Below are 15,725 nucleotides of genomic sequence, written 5' to 3'. Positions count from 1 at the left end.
CTGGGATCATCTGCCCTCTTGCGGTGCAGCTTGGGAGGGGGTTAACCCAATCCCATAACCTCGATCGGATACGTCATGACCTCCAAAATTGCCCTGACCGGCCTCGCCCGCGACCTCGCAGCCCGCGCCGAAAGCGGCAAGCCGATCCGGGTCGGCGTTATCGGGTCGGGCGAAATGGGCACCGATCTGGTGACGCAGATGTCGCTGATGACCGGCATCGAAATGGCCGCCATTGCGACGCGCCGCCCCCATACCGCGCTCGACGCCATGACCATCGCCTATGGCGATGACAGCCACGGCCGCGAAGCCGACACCGTCGCCAAGGCGACCGCCGCCATCGAGGCCGGCAAGATCGCCATAACCTCGGCCGAAACCCTGGTTGCCACACCCAATATCGATGTCGTCATCGACGCTACCGGCAAGCCCGGCGTTGCCGCCGACTATTGTCTCTCGGCCATGGAACACGGCAAGCATCTGGTGATGATGAATGTCGAAGCCGACGTCACCATCGGCCCCTATCTCAAGGCCCAGGCCGACAGGCTGGGCGTGGTCTATTCGGTTGGCGCGGGCGATGAACCAAGCTCCTGTATGGAGCTGATCGAGTTCGTCTCGGCGCTGGGCCTACCCATCGTCGCCGCCGGCAAGGGCAAGAACAACCCGCTCAACTATGACGCCGTGCCAGACGACTATCGAGCCGAAGCGATCCGCCGCAACATGAACCCGCGCATGCTGGTCGAGTTCGTCGATGGCAGCAAAACCATGGTCGAGATGTGCGCCATCGCCAATGCGACTGGCCTGGTGCCCGATGTGCCCGGCATGCACGGCCCCAAGGCTGACCGCGACGTCATGGCCAAGGTGCTGATCCCCAAGGAAGATGGCGGCCTGCTCAACAAGATGGGCGTCGTCGATTACACGGTCGGCAAGGGCGTCGCGCCCGGCGTTTTCGTCATCGTCAAGGCCGAGCATCCGCGCATTATCGAGCGCATGGACGACCTCCATATCGGCCACGGCCCCTATTACAGCTTCTTCCGCCCCTATCACCTGACCAGCCTTGAAGTGCCGCTGACCTGTGCCCGCATCATGCTGCACGGCAAGCCAGACATGGTGCCACTGGCCCAGCCGGTCGCCGAAGTCTGCGCCGTCGCCAAGCGCGACCTCAAACCCGGCGAGACCTTCGATGCCATCGGGGAAACCTGCTATCGCAGCTATACCATGACCGTCACCGACAGCCGCGCCGCCGGCGCCGTTCCCGTGGGGCTGCTCGAAGGCGGCAAGGTCACGGCTGCGATCAAAAAAGGCGAGTTGCTGACCACCGCCAATAGCCAGCCCGACACTTCCACACGCCTCTATGCGCTGCGCCGCGAGCAGGACAAAATGCTTGGACTCATCCCCTAACAGGTACGGTTGATCGCCACATTCCTGCCGTGCTTGTCCGGCGGACTGCTCAGACCTAAACCCCGGAGCTCACATGCGTTTTCTCGCTGTCCTGGCCGCTGTCGCCGTTCTCACGCCCGCCACAGCCCATGCGCAGGCCGACAAGAAAGCGGTGGCGCCGACCACCTGCGCTGCGCTGGTCAAAAGCATTGGCCTGTTCGCAGTCGAGGCAGACAGCACTGTTGAAGACCTCGAAACTGGCTGCAAGCTCACCAATGTGTTCATTGGCGCCGGCAGCATGACCCGCTATCGCATCGGCGAGGCGACACTGATCGCCCCGGAACTATTCACCAGTTACAACAATGACTCCCTGCCAACGGAGATCGACCTCTCCGTGAAGGGTCTCCGCCTTGCTCCCGACACCGGGAGCTTGATGACCGACTACATGATCGAGGTTCAGGCACAGCAACTGGACGTCCACCTGGCCTATCGCTGGGACAAGCAGAAGCGGACGGTCGACCTAGCCGATTTCAGCGTTGCGGCCTCTGACTATGACGCGTCGTTCCGGGTGTCGGGGCGTTTTTCGGACGCCGAGATGGATCCAGACCAGTTTTTCGACCTGACGCGATTGCCCGGCGCCATGGAGGAACTGATCGTAGAAGTGATCGATGCCCGTTTCCTGTCATCCATGACCGTGCCGTTCATCCTCAACTCCTTGCCTTATGATGAAGATCCACGCCCCCTGATTGACGGCTACAAAAAGTCCGCCGTGGCTTTCATCGCTGCATTGCCAGACGACAATGTTCCCGGCGACGCCAAGGCTGCACTCACCAGTTTTGTCGAGGCGTTCCCCAAAATGGTGGGCGACTACACATTGACCGTACGGGCCGACCCGCCGCTGGAATTCAGCGCCCTCGCCATAGACGGACCTGCCGACATCCCGGCGCTGCTGTCGCGTCTACAGATTGCCGCCGACCACACGCCGCCCAAACTGCCTTGAACATTGTCGGTCGGCAGCCTAAATGCTGACTAAACAATTCAGGAATTAAAGTCATGTCCGAGATCACCGATCCACGCGCCCCCATTCGCGTTCGCCAGGAAGCGCGCATGCGCCTGCTCGACGTTACCTCGGTCACGCACATTACGCCCCTGATGCGCCGCATTCGCGCCACCGGCGATCTGACCGGCTTTGCCTCAGCCGGCCACGCCGATCACATCAAGGCATTCTTTTTCCCCGACGGCATCGAGCCAAAACTGGCCCCCATCGGTGAGCGCGGCGCCGAATTTGCCCCCGGCGAACGCCCCGAAATGCGCGACTACACACCGCGCTACTGGAATGTCGCCGAAGGCTGGATCGAACTCGATTTCGTGCTGCATGGCGATGGCCCTGCATCAAGCTGGGCCGCGCAAGCCGCTGTCGGCCAAAAGCTCGTCATCGGCGGGCCGCGCGGCTCGCTCGTCATCCCGGCCGCGTTCGACTGGTATCTGCTGGCCGGCGACGAAACCGCCCTGCCCGCCCTTGGCCGCCGTATCGAGGAACTGCCTGCCGGAAGCAAGATTGTCGCCGTGATCGAGGTCGCCGACGCCGCCGAAGAGCAGACTTTTGAAACCAGTGCCGACGTTTCGCTGACCTACGTCTATCGCGACGGCCAGCCCGCCGGCAGCACCAGCCTGATCCTCGACGCCATCAAAGCCGCCAGCTTCCCGGACGGCGTCGCTTACGCCTATGTCGCCGGCGAAAGCGCGATGAGCAAAGCGGTCCGCGCGCATCTGACTGACGAGCGCGGGTTCAACCCAGAATATGTCAAAGCCGCCGGCTACTGGCTGCTGGGCACCGCAGACGCGCACGAACCGCACTGACGGGAAGAGTACCCCCACCTAACCTCCCCCTGAAAAGGGGGAGGAACAGATCGAGGCTGAGACAAAATCTACGCCCACCATTGGCCAGTTTCCTCCCCCTATCAGGGGGAGGCGAGGTGGGGGTATCCGCTAACAATTACCCGCGAATAGCGACCTTGCCCTTGCGGCCCGGCTCGCCACTGGCCCTGGCGGCATCACGCGCTTCATCGAGCCCGTAGATCGCCTCGACCGGCAATTTCAGGGTGCCCTTTGCCGCCGCCGACACCAGCTCGCCAATCATCTTGCCGATGGCCTCGGGAGTGGCGCGTGGCCGCGCGCCCCAGAAGCCGCGCACGCTGGCCTGCTTGAACAGCAGATTGTCCGACGACAATGTGATCTTTTGCCCGGACAGATTGCCGAACGAAATGATCTCGGCGCGGTCGGCCGCAACGCTCAGCAGGGCTTCGGGGCCTTCGCCACCCACCGAATCCAGCCCGCGCACAATCGGCGCACCGCCAGTGATCGCCTTGACCTTGTCGCGCCAGTCGGCGGCTTCGGTCGAAACCGTATTGCCAATGCCCAGCGCCGCCATTTCAGCAATGCCGGCATCGCGCCGCACCAGATTGACCACATGCACGCCGGCCTCGGCGGCAAACTGGTTGAGCAGCTTGCCCACCGCGCCATTGGCCGCGTTCTGGATGATCCAGTCGCCAGCTTTGACATCGAGATCGGCCAGCAGCATTTTTGCGCTGAGCGGCATCGAAATCAGCTGCGACGCCGTCGCATCATCGACGCTATCGGGCACCGGAATGAGCCGCGCCGCGTCACCCAGATAGTACTCAGCCCAGGCCTCGGTGGCCCCACCCATCACGCGCTGGCCAACGCTGAGATTAGTAACACCCTCGCCCAGCGCATCGACCACGCCGACCGCTTCCGTGCCCGGCACGGCTGGCAGCGCCGGCTTGATGCCATAGGTGCCCTGAATGGTTGCGAGGTCATGATTGTGGATCGGCGACAGCAGCAGCTTGATCCGCACCTGCCCCTTGCCCGGCTGCGGCACCGCGCGCTCCACAAGCTGGAGGACCTTGGTGGGATCGCCGAACTCGGCATAGCTGACACTGCGCATGTTAATAGCTTTCTGGTGTTGAGGTTTTGCATGTGGGTCGCCACGGCGCCCTTTGCAACCGCCACCGGCCTCGCTACACCTTCCTGCAACAAAGGGAGATGCAAATGAGCACCAAGAAAATCCGCTGGGGCATTCTGTCCACCGCCAATATCGGCATGCAGAAGGTGACGCCCGGCATTATGGCCTCGCCCCACTCCGAGGTGGTCGCAATCGCTTCGCGCGACCTCGGCAAGGCCCGCGCCGCCGCAGATCAGCTCGGCATTCCCAAAGCGTACGGCTCCTACGAAGAACTCTTCGCCGATCCCGATATCGACGCCATCTACAATCCCCTGCCCAACCATTTGCATGTGCCGATGACCGTGGCCGCCGCCAAGGCCGGCAAGCATGTGCTGTGCGAAAAGCCCATCGCGCTCAATGCCGCCGAAGCCGAACTGCTGCGCGAATGCCCGCCTGATCGCATCGTGCTGGAAGCCTTCATGGTGCGCTTCCACCCGCAATGGCTGCGCGCCCGCGAAATCATCCGCTCGGGCGAACTGGGCGAGGTGCGCGCAATCAATGCGGTCTTCACCTATTTCAACGATGACCCGGCCAATGTGCGAAACCAGGCCGATATCGGCGGCGGCGGCATTATGGATATCGGCTGCTATCCGATCACCGCAGCGCGCTTCCTGTTTGAAGCCGAACCCAAGCGTGTCGTCTCTCTGGTCGAACGCGACGAAACCTTCGGTACCGATCGCCTCGCCAGCGTGCTCGCCGATTTTGGCGCTGGCCGCCAGCTTAACTTCGTCTGCTCGACCCAGGCCGCGGGTCACCAGCGGGTGCAGGTGCTCGGCAGCAAGGCCAAGCTCGAAATCATCATTCCGTTCAATGCTCCGCAGAATGAACGCACCGCCATCACCGTGGATACCGGCGCGCCCTTCGATGGCTCGCTCGCCCGCCGCGAAGTGCTGCCCGCGTCCGATCAATATACCGAGCAGGCAGAAGCCTTTGCGCTGGCCGTACTCGGCGAGAAGCCGCTCCCTTGGGGCATCGACGACGCCATTGCATCGATGCGCGTGATTGATGCCGTATTTGCCAGCGAGAAATCGGGCGGCTGGGCCACCGTCTAGACGCTATCGGGGCTCATGGTGCGGTTTGATATCAGCCCATGAGCCCCACTCAAGGAAACCCAATGACCGATCGCGTTCTGCTCACCGGCATTTCCGGTTTCCTCGGCGGCCACATCGCGCTGCAACTGCTCAATGCCGGCTACACGGTACGCGGCAGCGTCCGTGATCTTGCCAAGGCGGACAAGGTCCGCGCCACGTTGGCCAAGGCCGGCGCCGATACCAGCCACCTCGAATTTGTCGCGCTCGACCTGATGAAGGACGGGGGCTGGGCAGAGGCGATGGACGGCGTGCGTTACCTGCAGCATACCGCCTCGCCCTTCGTGCTGCGCATCCCAAAAGACCCCGAAGAACTCATCCGCCCTGCCGTCGATGGCACCCACCGCGCCATCAGCGCCGCTCTCGCCGCCGATGTCGAACGCGTGGTCCTCACCTCATCGATTGCCGCCATCCAATATGGCCACACCAACTATGACCGGGAACTGACCGAAGCCGACTGGACCAATCTCGACAATCCCGCGACCACTGCCTATCCCCGCTCCAAGACCATGGCAGAACGCGAAGCGTGGCGCCTGATGGACGGCGCCAACCGGCACAAGGATCTCGCCGTCATCAACCCAGCCGGCATCTTTGGGCCGCTGCTCGACGACGACCCCGGCACCTCGGCAACGGTGGCCGGACGCCTGCTCGATGGCAAACTGCCCGCCGTGCCGCGGCTCACCCTCTCGGCAGTCGATGTGCGCGACGTCGCGGCGCTCCATCTCGATGCCATGACCAACTCCATGGCCGGCGGCCATCGCTGCATTGCTTCGGTCGGCGCCTATTCCATGGCCGACTTTGGCCGCATGCTCAAACCGGCCTTCCCGGACCGCCGCATACCGACCGCGCAAATCCCCGATTTCCTGGTGCGCCTTGTCGCTCTGTTCGACAGCGACATCCGCGATAACCTCCAGGAACTGGGCACGCCCAAGCGCCTCGACACCCTCCGCGCCGCCCAGCGCCTCGGCCGCCCACTCATCCCCGCCGCCGACGCCATCATCGCAACCGGCCACAGTCTGATCGACCACAACCTGCTCTAAATCCGCCCCTTGCGGAAACCCCGATTGAGTGCCCATATCAGCCCCATCGGAATGGGGCTGTAGCTCAGTTGGGAGAGCGCGTCGTTCGCAATGACGAGGTCAGCGGTTCGATCCCGCTCAGCTCCACCATTCCGATGCTTCCCCGATTTCACGCCTGCTTCGCCCCTCCGACGGGAACTTTACGTTTAGCAGTCGCAGGGCGTTGAGCGTTACGATGACGGTCGCGCCGGTGTCGGCGAGGATGGCGGGCCAGAGGCCGGTTATGCCGGCGATGGTGGTGACGAGAAACACTGCCTTGAGGCCCAGCGCGATGGTGATGTTCTGGCCGATATTGCGCATGACCTTTTTGGACAGGCCAACCATGTTGGCAATGTCGGCAACGCGGCCATGGAGGATTGCCGCGTCGGCGGTTTCGAGCGCGACGTCAGTGCCGCCGCCCATGGCAATGCCGATATCGGCGGCGGCAAGGGCCGGTGCGTCATTGATGCCATCACCGATTTTGGCAACGACTTCGCCGCTGGATTGCAGGTCACGGACGATGCGCTGCTTGTCTTCTGGCAGGAGACCAGCGCGCACTTCGACGCCGAGGCTTTCGCCGATTGCGGCAGCGGTGCGGCTGTTGTCACCAGTCAGCATCACCGTGCGGATACCGGCGTCGGTCAAAGCGCGCAATCCGGCCTTGGCGTCGGCGCGGGGTTCGTCACGCATGGCCAGCAGTCCGGCCAGCGCACCGTCGACCAGTAGCACCGAGACGGTTTTGCCTTGATCGTTGAGGCGCGTGATCTGGGCGAACTGGTCTGGTGACAGGGCCACCGTTTCACCAGCAGCATCGGCCGAGGCGAGAAACACGGTTTTGCCGCCCACCGTACCGGACACGCCCTTGCCGGGGACGGCCTTGGCGGCTGCGGCTGGCGGCACTGGTGCGTTGTCGATCTTGGCGCGATTGAGGATGGCGACGGCGAGCGGATGGCTCGAACCGGTTTCAAGCGCCGCAGCGAGCGACAACACATCGCGCTCGGAGCGATCAAACGCCACGATGTCGGTAACGACGGGCTTGCCTTCGGTCAGGGTGCCGGTCTTGTCGAGCGCGACAAGGGTAATCTTGCGCAGCCCTTCGAGCACCGCGCCGCCCTTGAGCAGCAGGCCGCGCCGCGCACCGACCGCAAGACCGGCCGCAATGGCGGCGGGAGTGGAAATCACCAGAGCGCATGGGCAGCCGATCAGCAGGACGGCGAGACCCTTGTAGATCCACTCCGACCAGTCGGCACCAAACAGCAGCGGCGGCACGACCGCGACCAGCGCCCCGACCACGAGGACGGCCGGCGTATAAACCCGCGAAAACTGGTCGATGAACCGCTCTGTCGGGGCTTTGCTTTCCTGTGCTTCCTCGACGAGCTTGACGACGCGGGCAATGGTATTGTCTTCGGCTGCAGCGGTAACGCGCACGCGCAGCACGGCGTCGGTATTGATTGTGCCGGCGAACACCGCCTCGCCAATGCCCTTGCGCTTGGGAATGCTTTCGCCGGTGACGGGCGCTTCATCGATCGCGCTATCGCCGTCAATGATTTCACCGTCTGCGGGGATACGATCGCCCGGGCGGACCAGAATGGTCATGCCGACGCGAAGCGCCGATGCCGCGACTTCGCTGGTCACGCCATCGGTCTCGACCAGCGCCGTTTTGGGCACAAGATTGGCGAGGCCCTGAATGCTTGCCCGGGCGCGCGATGCAGCAAGCCCTTCGAGCATTTCACCAACGAGGAACAGCAGAACGACAGTTGCCGCTTCTTCGGTTGCGCCGATAAAGACCGCGCCAATGGCAGCAATGCTCATCAGCGTTTCGATGGTGAATGGCATGCCGGTGAGAGCGGCAGCGACGGCGCGGCGAACGATGGGCACAAGGCCCACTGCCATAGCCGCCAGGAACGCCCAGTGACCAATATCGGGCACGATGCGTCCGACGATATAGGCGAGCACGAGGGCGAGGCCACACAGCGCGGTCAGCACCACCTTCTGGCTTTTCCACCAGACGGCTGTCTCCGGCGTGCCGTGGTCGTGATCGGGATCATGGTCATGGTGACCCGCCTGCGCAGCCTTGAGCGGCTGATCGGCGAGCGCGACGGTATAGCCGAGCCACTTGACGGTGTGGTCGATGGCCGAAACCGGAACGTCGCCGCGATGGGTGACGCTCATGGTGCCGGCGGTCACCGAAATCTCCACCGCATCCACCCCGGCCAGCCGACTGACGGCGTTCTGCACCTTGGCGCCGCAGGACGCACAGTCCATGCCGCCGACACGGAAGCGGGTTTTGGTGGAAATTTCGTCAGTCATCAGCACGGCCTTTCATCTTGTGAGGACCATGCTACAAGCTCTAGCCACTAGAGCTTCAAGAGGAAAAATGAACATCTCGATTGGAGAATTGGCGAAGCGTTCCGGGGTCAAAGTCCCGACCATCCGCTATTATGAACAGATCGGCCTGTTGTCTTCCGCGCCACGCAGCGAGGGCAATCAACGCCGCTATGGAAAGACCGAGGTGGATCGGCTGAACTTCATCCGCCACTCGCGCGAACTGGGCTTCGAGATCGAGGACATTCGCGAGCTTTTGGCGATGAGCGCCGAGCCGCAGGCCTCATGCCATCAGGTCGACAGCATTGCGCGCAACCATCTGGTCGAGGTCGAACGGCGTATCGAGAGCCTGATGGCGCTGCGCGCCGAACTGGAGCGGATGATCTCGGAATGTGGCCACGGCCGGATCTGCGATTGTCAGATCGTCGAGGCTCTGGCCGACCATGGCCGCTGTATGGGCGACCACAAGCACTAGCCTAGGCGTGGGCAAGTTTGTCGATGCTCACTTCCAGCTCACGAGCCAAAGCATAGCCCTGCGGCCAGCGGCCGAAACCGCTGGCGATATTGATATGCCCGGCAAAGCCGAGGTCGTGCATCGGACTGCCCCAGGCGGTGCTCAACTCGCGGATCTGGTTGAACGGCATGTAAATGTCGTTTCGGCTGGCAACCACCAGGCTTGGAAACGGCAAGGGCCGACGCGGCATCTTGCCGAATTCATAGGTTCGGTGATGCACGCTCTGCGTGCGCTCGATTTCGGCCGGGGCCACCAGCAGCGCTCCTGCCACCAGCGGCGCCACTGAACTCGTGGCCAGCCGCGCGGTCAGGATCGAGCCGAGGCTGTGCGCGACGATCAGGCAATGCGGATTGGCGCGAACGGCGTTTTCGAGGGACGCAAGCCATGCGTCCGCATCGGGGTTTGAGAAATCGGTCTGTTCGACCAAGACGGCATGCCGATGGTCCTGGCGCCACCAGGATTGCCAATGTCCGGCGTCAGATCCATGCAGCCCGGGCACAATGAGCGTGGTTTGTGACACGGGCCACCTCTCAACAGTCGATTGGCCGTGCAAACCTGGCGAACCGCGGAGCACCGCCATATTCGCGCTCCACTGCGGTGGCGCTTGAGGGCACCGCGCCCGACAGATAGCAGGCGTCCTGTTCGGCCCGGCTCATGGGCACGCTGCCAAAGGCAGCATCAGGCAGCCCGCCAAAGAAAGACCGCTTGTGCGGCGCCTCCGATGCGGCGACGGGCTTTTCGAAGCGGGGGCTGAGGATTCCGAAGAAATGGACCATTCTCGTTTTCCTTATGAGACACGCTAGCAACGCCATTAGTCTATCAATTCGCTAGACTGATACGAGCCTCAGGCGTGCCCTAGTCGAGCGCCAATCGGGAAAATCCTTCTTCATCCGCCACAGCTTTTAGCAGCAGCAGTCTATCCACAGGCCGATGTCAAAGCCTTTGCAGTGTAGGAAAAAGCATCCTCACCGGCCAGAACCGCCACATGGTCTATCCGACCCGGGTGATACTCTATCGAATTGATATACTCAGAATAACCCCATGCGGGCCAATCGATTTTCCTGAGCGGCGGCAATTTAGACCAGTGTGCTTTGCCCCATCCACCATCAGTGGGCACACTTATTCAGGACGCGTCTTGACGCTTTTGAACATTTGGGGACACACAATGAATTTTAGAACGGCTGCAGTCTTTGCCGGTGCGCTGGCCATCGCAGGGTGGGCCACCACCGTCCAGGCACAGGAAGGCCCTCTGGTCACCGCAGACTGGGTGCAGGAAAACCTCGCCAATCCAGACGTGCGCATTTTTGAAGTCAGCGTCGATACCGGCGTCTATGAGCGCGGCCACATCCCCGGCGCCATCAACCTGGCCTGGCACACCGATTTGGTCGACCCGATCCGCCGCGACATCGTCAGCCGCGAAAACTTCCAGGCCGTGCTGCAGCAGGCCGGCGTCGGCGAAGACACTACCGTCGTCCTCTATGGCGACAACAATAACTGGTTCGCCGCCTGGGGCGCCTGGGTGTTCGATATCCACGGCCTCAATGATGTGAAGCTGCTCGATGGCGGCCGCAAACTGTGGGAAGCCGAAGGCCTGCCCCTCGATACGGCAACGCCCGAATACGCCGCCTCCACCATCGAACTGCCGGCTGAAGCTGCCGATCTGCGTGCGCGTCTGGTTGACGTGCTCGAAGTGGTCGAGAACGGCGCTGACGTATCGCTGGTCGACATCCGTGGCCCCAAGGAATTCAGCGGCGAAATCTTTGCTCCAGAAGGCGTGCAGGAACTCTCGATCCGCGCCGGCCACATTCCGGGCGCCGTCAACTTCCCATGGGGCGGTGCGGTCAACGAGAACGGCACCTTCAAGTCGGCTGACGAACTCAAGGCTGCCTTTGCCGCCATCGGCATCGACGGCTCCAAGCCGATCATCACCTACTGCCGCATCGGCGAGCGCTCAAGCCATACCTGGTTTGTGCTGAGCCGCATCCTCGGCTACGAAGTCCGCAACTATGACGGTTCGTGGACAGAATACGGCAATGCCGTTGGCGTACCGATCGACAACCCATCGGGCACCGTGTGGGGCAAGATCTGATCTTTAGCGCAGGCTATCGATCACTGAACCGACGCTAAAACGCGGGCGCCCCACAGGGCGCCCGTTCGCATGGGGGCAATATGACTATTCCGGCAATCCGCTTCGGCGTTCCCGCCTTGATCCTTGTCGCACTGGCGGCAGGTTTCATCGCGCTCAATGGTGGGGGCCCGGAAGGGCGGCCGCTGGCCTTTTCGCTGGCTATCGGCGCCGCCTTTGGCGTGGTGCTGCAGCGCTCCCGCTTCTGCTTTTACTGCAATTTTCGTGACCTGATCGAAAAACGCGAGGCAGCTGGCGTCATCGCTATTCTCGTCGCGCTCGCCGTCGGCGCTATCGGCTATACCGCCATTTTCGGCGCCTGGCTGCCAACGCCTGCCCCCGGCCGCCTGCCGCCGACCGCCCATATCGGCCCGGTTAGCCTGACGCTGGTCATTGCGTCGTTTGTCTTCGGCCTCGGCATGGCCATTTCAGGCTCGTGCCTCTCAGCCCATTTCTACCGGCTAGCCGAGGGCTCGGTGATTTCGCCCTTTGCCATCATCGGCGCGGCCATCGGCTTCGGCATCGGCTTCCTCACCTGGAATCCATTGTTCCTCGCCATCACCTCCAATGCCTTCATCCTCTGGCTGCCCAATAGCCTCGACTATGCCGGCTCGCTCGCCGCAACACTGGTCCTGCTGAGCGCATTGGCGCTGGCTGCGCTGTGGTGGGCCCGCCCCTCACAAGTCGCGGCGCCAGCCGCCCTCACTCTACGCGAAACCCTTTCGCGCGTCTTCGTGCAGCGCTGGCCCGCCGTTACTGGTGGAGTTCTGATCGGGATCATTTCAACGCTCGCCTATTTCCGCGTCGCGCCACTCGGCGTCACTGCCGAGTTGGGCAGCATCGTACGCACCGCCGGCACGGCTTGGGCGGTCCTGCCCGGCACGCTGTTCGGGCTCGATGGCTTGCGCGGTTGCGCCACCATCATCAAGGAGACGCTGCTGTCCAATAACGGGCTCTTTGTTATCGGCCTGATCGGCGCAGCCTTCATCACCTCGTTCCTCGCGGGCCAGTTCAAGCCACGCGCGCTGACCGGCCTCGACGTTGTGCGTGGCCTTGGCGGCGGGTTGCTGCTCGGCTGGGGCGCGATGACGGCTTTGGGCTGCACCGTGGGCGTGCTGCTGTCGGGCATCCATGCCGGTTCGCTGTCGGGCTGGGTATTCCTGCTCTGCTCGTGCCTCGGCGTGATCGGCGCGCTGACCTTTGCTCGGCTGGTCGGCCTCACAAAGGCGAGCTAGCCACCGCCACCGATTTCCGGTGCATCCTTGAGCGGCGTGTCATCATCGAGCGGCACGGTCTGGCGTTCGATCATGCGATGCACCAGTGGCGGGCCGTCGCCACGATGCAGGGCGCGCAATTGCTCGGTATTGTCGGCATCGGCCTTGGTGCGGCGCAGATTGTGCCGCACATAGTCGATCCAGGTCGGCACGTGATAGGTCTCGACCCAGATGCCGGGCTTTTCAAGATCGCGCAGCAGGCCCCACTGCCGGGCCCCGTCGCGGATGCGGATGCGTCGCCGATCCGCCATCAGCGCCAAAAAGCGCGGAATATCGACCTGGTCGATCTGGTAGTCGATCATCACCATGATCGGCCCGCTATGGGGCCGCAGATCAAGCTTGAGCAGCGGCTCGTTGAAGGTGTTGAGCGGGTTGAGATCGCGCGAGTTGAACTGCGGCAGCGGCAGGCTGAGCCCCACCAGCGCGCAGACCACCAGCACCAGAGCGGCCATGGCCAGCGCCCATTCCGGGGCGAAGACGTCGGCGCTCAGACCCCAGACCCAGCTGCCTAGCGCCATGCCGCCAAAGGTGGCGGTCTGATAGAGCGAGAGTGCGCGTCCCACCACCCAGCGCGGCGAAGAGAGCTGGATCGAGACGTTGAACAGCGAGAGCGCCAGCACCCAGCAGGCCCCGGCCGGCAGCAGCGCAAAATGGCTCAGCACCGCATCACGGCTGAAACCGAGCCCGATACAGCTCAGCGCAAAACCAAGGCAGGCCAGCCGCACAATGACTTCGTTGCTAAAGCGCGCCCGGATGCGGCTATTGAGAAACGCCCCGCCAATCGCGCCGAGTCCAAAACAGCCCAGCAAAGTGCCGTAGACCAACGCGCCGCCACCGACATATTCACTGGCGATGGATGGCAGAAGCGCCAGGATCGACACCGCCGCCATGCCGAACAGGAAGCTGCGCAGCAGCACGGTGGTGAGGTTTGGCGACAGCGACACATAGCGAATGCCGGCCCACATGGCGCTGCCGAAATGCTCGCGCGGCAGCCGGTTCGGCACCCGCTCGGGCTTCCAGCGCACAAGCGCCGCAATCAGCGGAATATAGGTGATCGCATTGAGGGCAAAGGCCGCTGCGGCGCCGGCGAACGCGACGATGATACCGCCGATCGCCGGGCCGACGCTGCGCATCAGGTTAAAGCCCATCGAATTGAGCGACACCGCGCCCGGCAAGTCTTCACGCGGCACGATATCGCCCAGCGAGGCCTGCCAGGATGGATTAAACAGCGCTGTGCCGCAGCCGATGAGGAAGGTGAAACTCAGCAGCAACCAAGGCGTCAGCATGCCCATGAAGGCCAGCACGGCCAGCGCCAGCGACACCACCGCTAAACCACATTGCGCGACGATCATCACGATGCGGCGGTCGAAATTGTCCGCCAGCGCGCCCGAGGCAATCGAGAACACCATGATGGGGAGCGTCGTGGAGGCCTGAACCAGCGCCACCATATTGTGGGAGTCGGTGAGCGTGGTCATCATCCAGCCCGCGCCGACCGACTGCACCAGACCGCCCAGATTGGACGCCAGCGTCGCCAGCCACAGCAGTCGGAATGTCTCATGCCGGAATGGCGCCAGCATGGACGTACGCTCAGTCATCTCAACTCCTCCCAAGCCCCACCCTGTCTTGGTCGACAGCAGGAGATTTGGCAAGTCTTGCCGGTCCAATGGCTGAACACGAAATTGCCCCGAGCAAAGCCCGGGGCAATTTCAGGATTCAAACGCTCGTCTGACGACGGAGGCGCATTAGCGCCAGCTGGTATAGTCGTCGGCCGTGCAGCCAAACGGCGCGCGTTCATCGCCGAAGCGGGCTTGCAGCTGTTCGCAGCCCCACGCATTGACCGGGCCAGGCATCATGTTGTTGAGCTCGATACCGACGGCGTCAAAAGCATTGCCAGCGCTGGTCACGTACCAAAGCCAGTACCCCATAACCAGCGCAGCAATCAGCACGATGGCAATGAGCAGGCCCATCAGCACGCGCAGGGGATTGCGCTTCTTTTGGGCTGGCGCTTTCGTGGCGACCTGAAATTCGGACCATGGAACCTGCGTTTCGCCGAGCCCAGCCAGCGCCACCTTGCGCTCGGCATCGGTCATGTCGAGCCGCATCAGCTTGCTATCCAAAAGGATTGGCAGGGCGGCACGCTCGTGCTGCACGGCCAGACCATACATCAGGCCATCGGCATCTGTCGCCAGCAGCGGTTCTTCGCCGGACTTGAAACGCGTGTAGTTGGTGCGGTTGGACTTGGGACCCTTGGGGTGATCGATAAAGTTCACCAGCAAACCCCCACGCTTCTTGTCATTAGCGGCGATGGAGACGGGCAGCACTGTCAGCCTGCCGGGTGTGGTCACCGCGCGATTGACGTTCCAGACGCGAATACCGTGGACGATAATCACACTCGCCCCGCCGCCGGTGAACAGCAGCAACAGCGCGAAGACGATCAGGCGGTTCCACAGCATGTCGAGCGCCAGCGTCAGCGTCGCCAACTCCGGCTTGTCCTTGGAGATGACCACGTCGGCCAGATAGTCGCCGCTCGATAAATCGACAAAGACGATGGAGACTGTCGTGTCGTAGTCCACGCCGTTGTAATTGTAGACCAGCCGCGCATCGCAATCGGTGATGCCGCGGCGCGTGGTGCATTCGCCATCGAGCACCTGGCCCTTGCTCAGAACCTGCGGGTTTTGATTGATCTGTACGTCGCGGACAAGGCCCGGCCCCTGCCACCACACCAAAAACCCGGCGATGACCAGAAAGACCAGCAGTCCGAAAATGTTGCCATAGGGCGGAGAAACGGAGCCGCGTGCGATGGCGAGCGGACGACTGGGCAGGTTGAGATCTGGAAAGGCCATGGGAACGGGGCTCGTTGGGGGGAACGGTGACCAATTCGTTTAGCCGCCATTTGACCGAACGCCACCAGTATCCTGCGCAATTTTCCTCGCCACCGCAGAGCT

At 62.8% G+C, this 15,725-nt stretch carries 14 protein-coding genes and 1 tRNA gene; 9 read left to right on the top strand and 6 right to left on the bottom strand.

Translation table 11 applies throughout. The annotated features are described in order from the left end of the window. Positions 1-75: 75 nt before the first annotated feature. The 3 genes from ABIE28_RS20340 (at position 76) to ABIE28_RS20330 (ending at position 3,234) form a co-directional block, all read left to right on the top strand. Entirely contained in the window at positions 76-1,395 is a 1,320-nt protein-coding gene (locus ABIE28_RS20340; RefSeq protein WP_354066171.1) for an NAD(P)H-dependent oxidoreductase, read from the top strand. A gap of 73 nt (positions 1,396-1,468) precedes the next feature. After that, complete coding sequence (locus ABIE28_RS20335) at positions 1,469-2,374, top strand: hypothetical protein (protein ID WP_354066169.1); 906 nt, start codon at positions 1,469-1,471, stop codon at positions 2,372-2,374. Between the two features lie 53 nt (positions 2,375-2,427). Further along, positions 2,428-3,234, top strand: a complete 807-nt coding sequence (locus tag ABIE28_RS20330) for a siderophore-interacting protein (protein ID WP_354066167.1) — start codon at positions 2,428-2,430, stop codon at positions 3,232-3,234. 136 nt (positions 3,235-3,370) lie between these two features. On the opposite strand, the gene ABIE28_RS20325 is transcribed toward ABIE28_RS20330, so the two are convergent. After that, positions 3,371-4,339: a zinc-binding dehydrogenase gene (locus ABIE28_RS20325; protein ID WP_354066165.1), complete on the bottom strand. Its 969-nt coding sequence runs from the start codon at positions 4,337-4,339 to the stop codon at positions 3,371-3,373. A gap of 104 nt (positions 4,340-4,443) precedes the next feature. On the opposite strand from ABIE28_RS20325, the gene ABIE28_RS20320 reads away from it, so the two are divergent. The 3 genes from ABIE28_RS20320 to ABIE28_RS20310 all read left to right on the top strand — a co-directional run bounded on the left by ABIE28_RS20320 (position 4,444) and on the right by ABIE28_RS20310 (position 6,653). Beyond that, on the top strand, positions 4,444-5,448 hold the full coding sequence (locus ABIE28_RS20320; RefSeq protein ID WP_354066164.1) for a Gfo/Idh/MocA family protein: 1,005 nt from the start codon (positions 4,444-4,446) through the stop codon (positions 5,446-5,448). 62 nt (positions 5,449-5,510) lie between these two features. Beyond that, complete coding sequence (locus ABIE28_RS20315; RefSeq protein ID WP_354066162.1) at positions 5,511-6,524, top strand: SDR family oxidoreductase; 1,014 nt, start codon at positions 5,511-5,513, stop codon at positions 6,522-6,524. A gap of 53 nt (positions 6,525-6,577) precedes the next feature. Beyond that, positions 6,578-6,653 (top strand) — tRNA-Ala (locus ABIE28_RS20310). On the opposite strand, the gene ABIE28_RS20305 is transcribed toward ABIE28_RS20310, so the two are convergent. Further along, positions 6,642-8,852, bottom strand: a complete 2,211-nt coding sequence (locus ABIE28_RS20305) for a heavy metal translocating P-type ATPase (RefSeq protein WP_354066160.1) — start codon at positions 8,850-8,852, stop codon at positions 6,642-6,644. The genes ABIE28_RS20310 and ABIE28_RS20305 overlap by 12 nt on opposite strands. Before the next feature lie 67 nt (positions 8,853-8,919). On the opposite strand from ABIE28_RS20305, the gene ABIE28_RS20300 reads away from it, so the two are divergent. After that, complete coding sequence (locus ABIE28_RS20300; protein ID WP_354066158.1) at positions 8,920-9,342, top strand: MerR family transcriptional regulator; 423 nt, start codon at positions 8,920-8,922, stop codon at positions 9,340-9,342. Position 9,343: 1 nt separating this feature from the next. Here the strand turns inward: ABIE28_RS20300 and ABIE28_RS20295 are convergent, their stop codons facing one another. Both ABIE28_RS20295 and ABIE28_RS20290 read right to left on the bottom strand, forming a co-directional pair. Further along, positions 9,344-9,901, bottom strand: coding sequence for an RBBP9/YdeN family alpha/beta hydrolase (locus ABIE28_RS20295; RefSeq protein ID WP_354066156.1), 558 nt, complete (start codon positions 9,899-9,901; stop codon positions 9,344-9,346). A gap of 10 nt (positions 9,902-9,911) precedes the next feature. Next, positions 9,912-10,157: a hypothetical protein gene (locus ABIE28_RS20290; RefSeq protein WP_354066154.1), complete on the bottom strand. Its 246-nt coding sequence runs from the start codon at positions 10,155-10,157 to the stop codon at positions 9,912-9,914. 389 nt (positions 10,158-10,546) lie between these two features. On the opposite strand from ABIE28_RS20290, the gene ABIE28_RS20285 reads away from it, so the two are divergent. After that, a complete protein-coding gene (locus ABIE28_RS20285) occupies positions 10,547-11,470 on the top strand; it encodes a sulfurtransferase (protein WP_354066152.1) in 924 nt (307 codons plus the stop codon). An 80-nt stretch (positions 11,471-11,550) separates the two neighbouring features. After that, complete coding sequence (locus ABIE28_RS20280) at positions 11,551-12,741, top strand: YeeE/YedE family protein (protein WP_354066150.1); 1,191 nt, start codon at positions 11,551-11,553, stop codon at positions 12,739-12,741. On the opposite strand, the gene ABIE28_RS20275 is transcribed toward ABIE28_RS20280, so the two are convergent. Both ABIE28_RS20275 and ABIE28_RS20270 read right to left on the bottom strand, forming a co-directional pair. Next, the gene (locus tag ABIE28_RS20275) at positions 12,738-14,375 is read right to left on the bottom strand and encodes an MFS transporter (RefSeq protein WP_354066148.1); all 1,638 of its coding nucleotides are present in this window, start codon (positions 14,373-14,375) and stop codon (positions 12,738-12,740) included. The two genes, ABIE28_RS20280 and ABIE28_RS20275, sit on opposite strands and share 4 nt — an antisense overlap. A 147-nt stretch (positions 14,376-14,522) precedes the next feature. Beyond that, positions 14,523-15,623, bottom strand: coding sequence for a hypothetical protein (locus ABIE28_RS20270; protein ID WP_354066146.1), 1,101 nt, complete (start codon positions 15,621-15,623; stop codon positions 14,523-14,525). Between the last annotated feature and the right edge of the window lie 102 nt (positions 15,624-15,725).

It is taken from the genome of Devosia sp. 2618 (genome assembly GCF_040546815.1).
Taxonomy (GTDB): Bacteria; Pseudomonadota; Alphaproteobacteria; order Rhizobiales; family Devosiaceae; genus Devosia.
Note: the sequence above shows the minus strand (reverse complement) of the source record. Positions and strands in the feature narration are given on the sequence as shown.

Bases quoted from the DNA above. Each gene is read 5' to 3' on its own strand.
- ABIE28_RS20340 (WP_354066171.1), top strand. From the start codon at position 76: ATGACCTCCAAAATTGCCCTGACCGGCCTCGCCCGCGACCTCGCAGCC.
- ABIE28_RS20335 (WP_354066169.1), top strand. From the start codon at position 1,469: ATGCGTTTTCTCGCTGTCCTGGCCGCTGTCGCCGTTCTCACGCCCGCC.
- ABIE28_RS20330 (WP_354066167.1), top strand. From the start codon at position 2,428: ATGTCCGAGATCACCGATCCACGCGCCCCCATTCGCGTTCGCCAGGAA.
- ABIE28_RS20325 (WP_354066165.1), bottom strand. From the start codon at position 4,339: ATGCGCAGTGTCAGCTATGCCGAGTTCGGCGATCCCACCAAGGTCCTC.
- ABIE28_RS20320 (WP_354066164.1), top strand. From the start codon at position 4,444: ATGAGCACCAAGAAAATCCGCTGGGGCATTCTGTCCACCGCCAATATC.
- ABIE28_RS20315 (WP_354066162.1), top strand. From the start codon at position 5,511: ATGACCGATCGCGTTCTGCTCACCGGCATTTCCGGTTTCCTCGGCGGC.
- ABIE28_RS20305 (WP_354066160.1), bottom strand. From the start codon at position 8,852: ATGACTGACGAAATTTCCACCAAAACCCGCTTCCGTGTCGGCGGCATG.
- ABIE28_RS20300 (WP_354066158.1), top strand. From the start codon at position 8,920: ATGAACATCTCGATTGGAGAATTGGCGAAGCGTTCCGGGGTCAAAGTC.
- ABIE28_RS20290 (WP_354066154.1), bottom strand. From the start codon at position 10,157: ATGGTCCATTTCTTCGGAATCCTCAGCCCCCGCTTCGAAAAGCCCGTC.
- ABIE28_RS20285 (WP_354066152.1), top strand. From the start codon at position 10,547: ATGAATTTTAGAACGGCTGCAGTCTTTGCCGGTGCGCTGGCCATCGCA.
- ABIE28_RS20280 (WP_354066150.1), top strand. From the start codon at position 11,551: ATGACTATTCCGGCAATCCGCTTCGGCGTTCCCGCCTTGATCCTTGTC.
- ABIE28_RS20275 (WP_354066148.1), bottom strand. From the start codon at position 14,375: ATGACTGAGCGTACGTCCATGCTGGCGCCATTCCGGCATGAGACATTC.
- ABIE28_RS20270 (WP_354066146.1), bottom strand. From the start codon at position 15,623: ATGGCCTTTCCAGATCTCAACCTGCCCAGTCGTCCGCTCGCCATCGCA.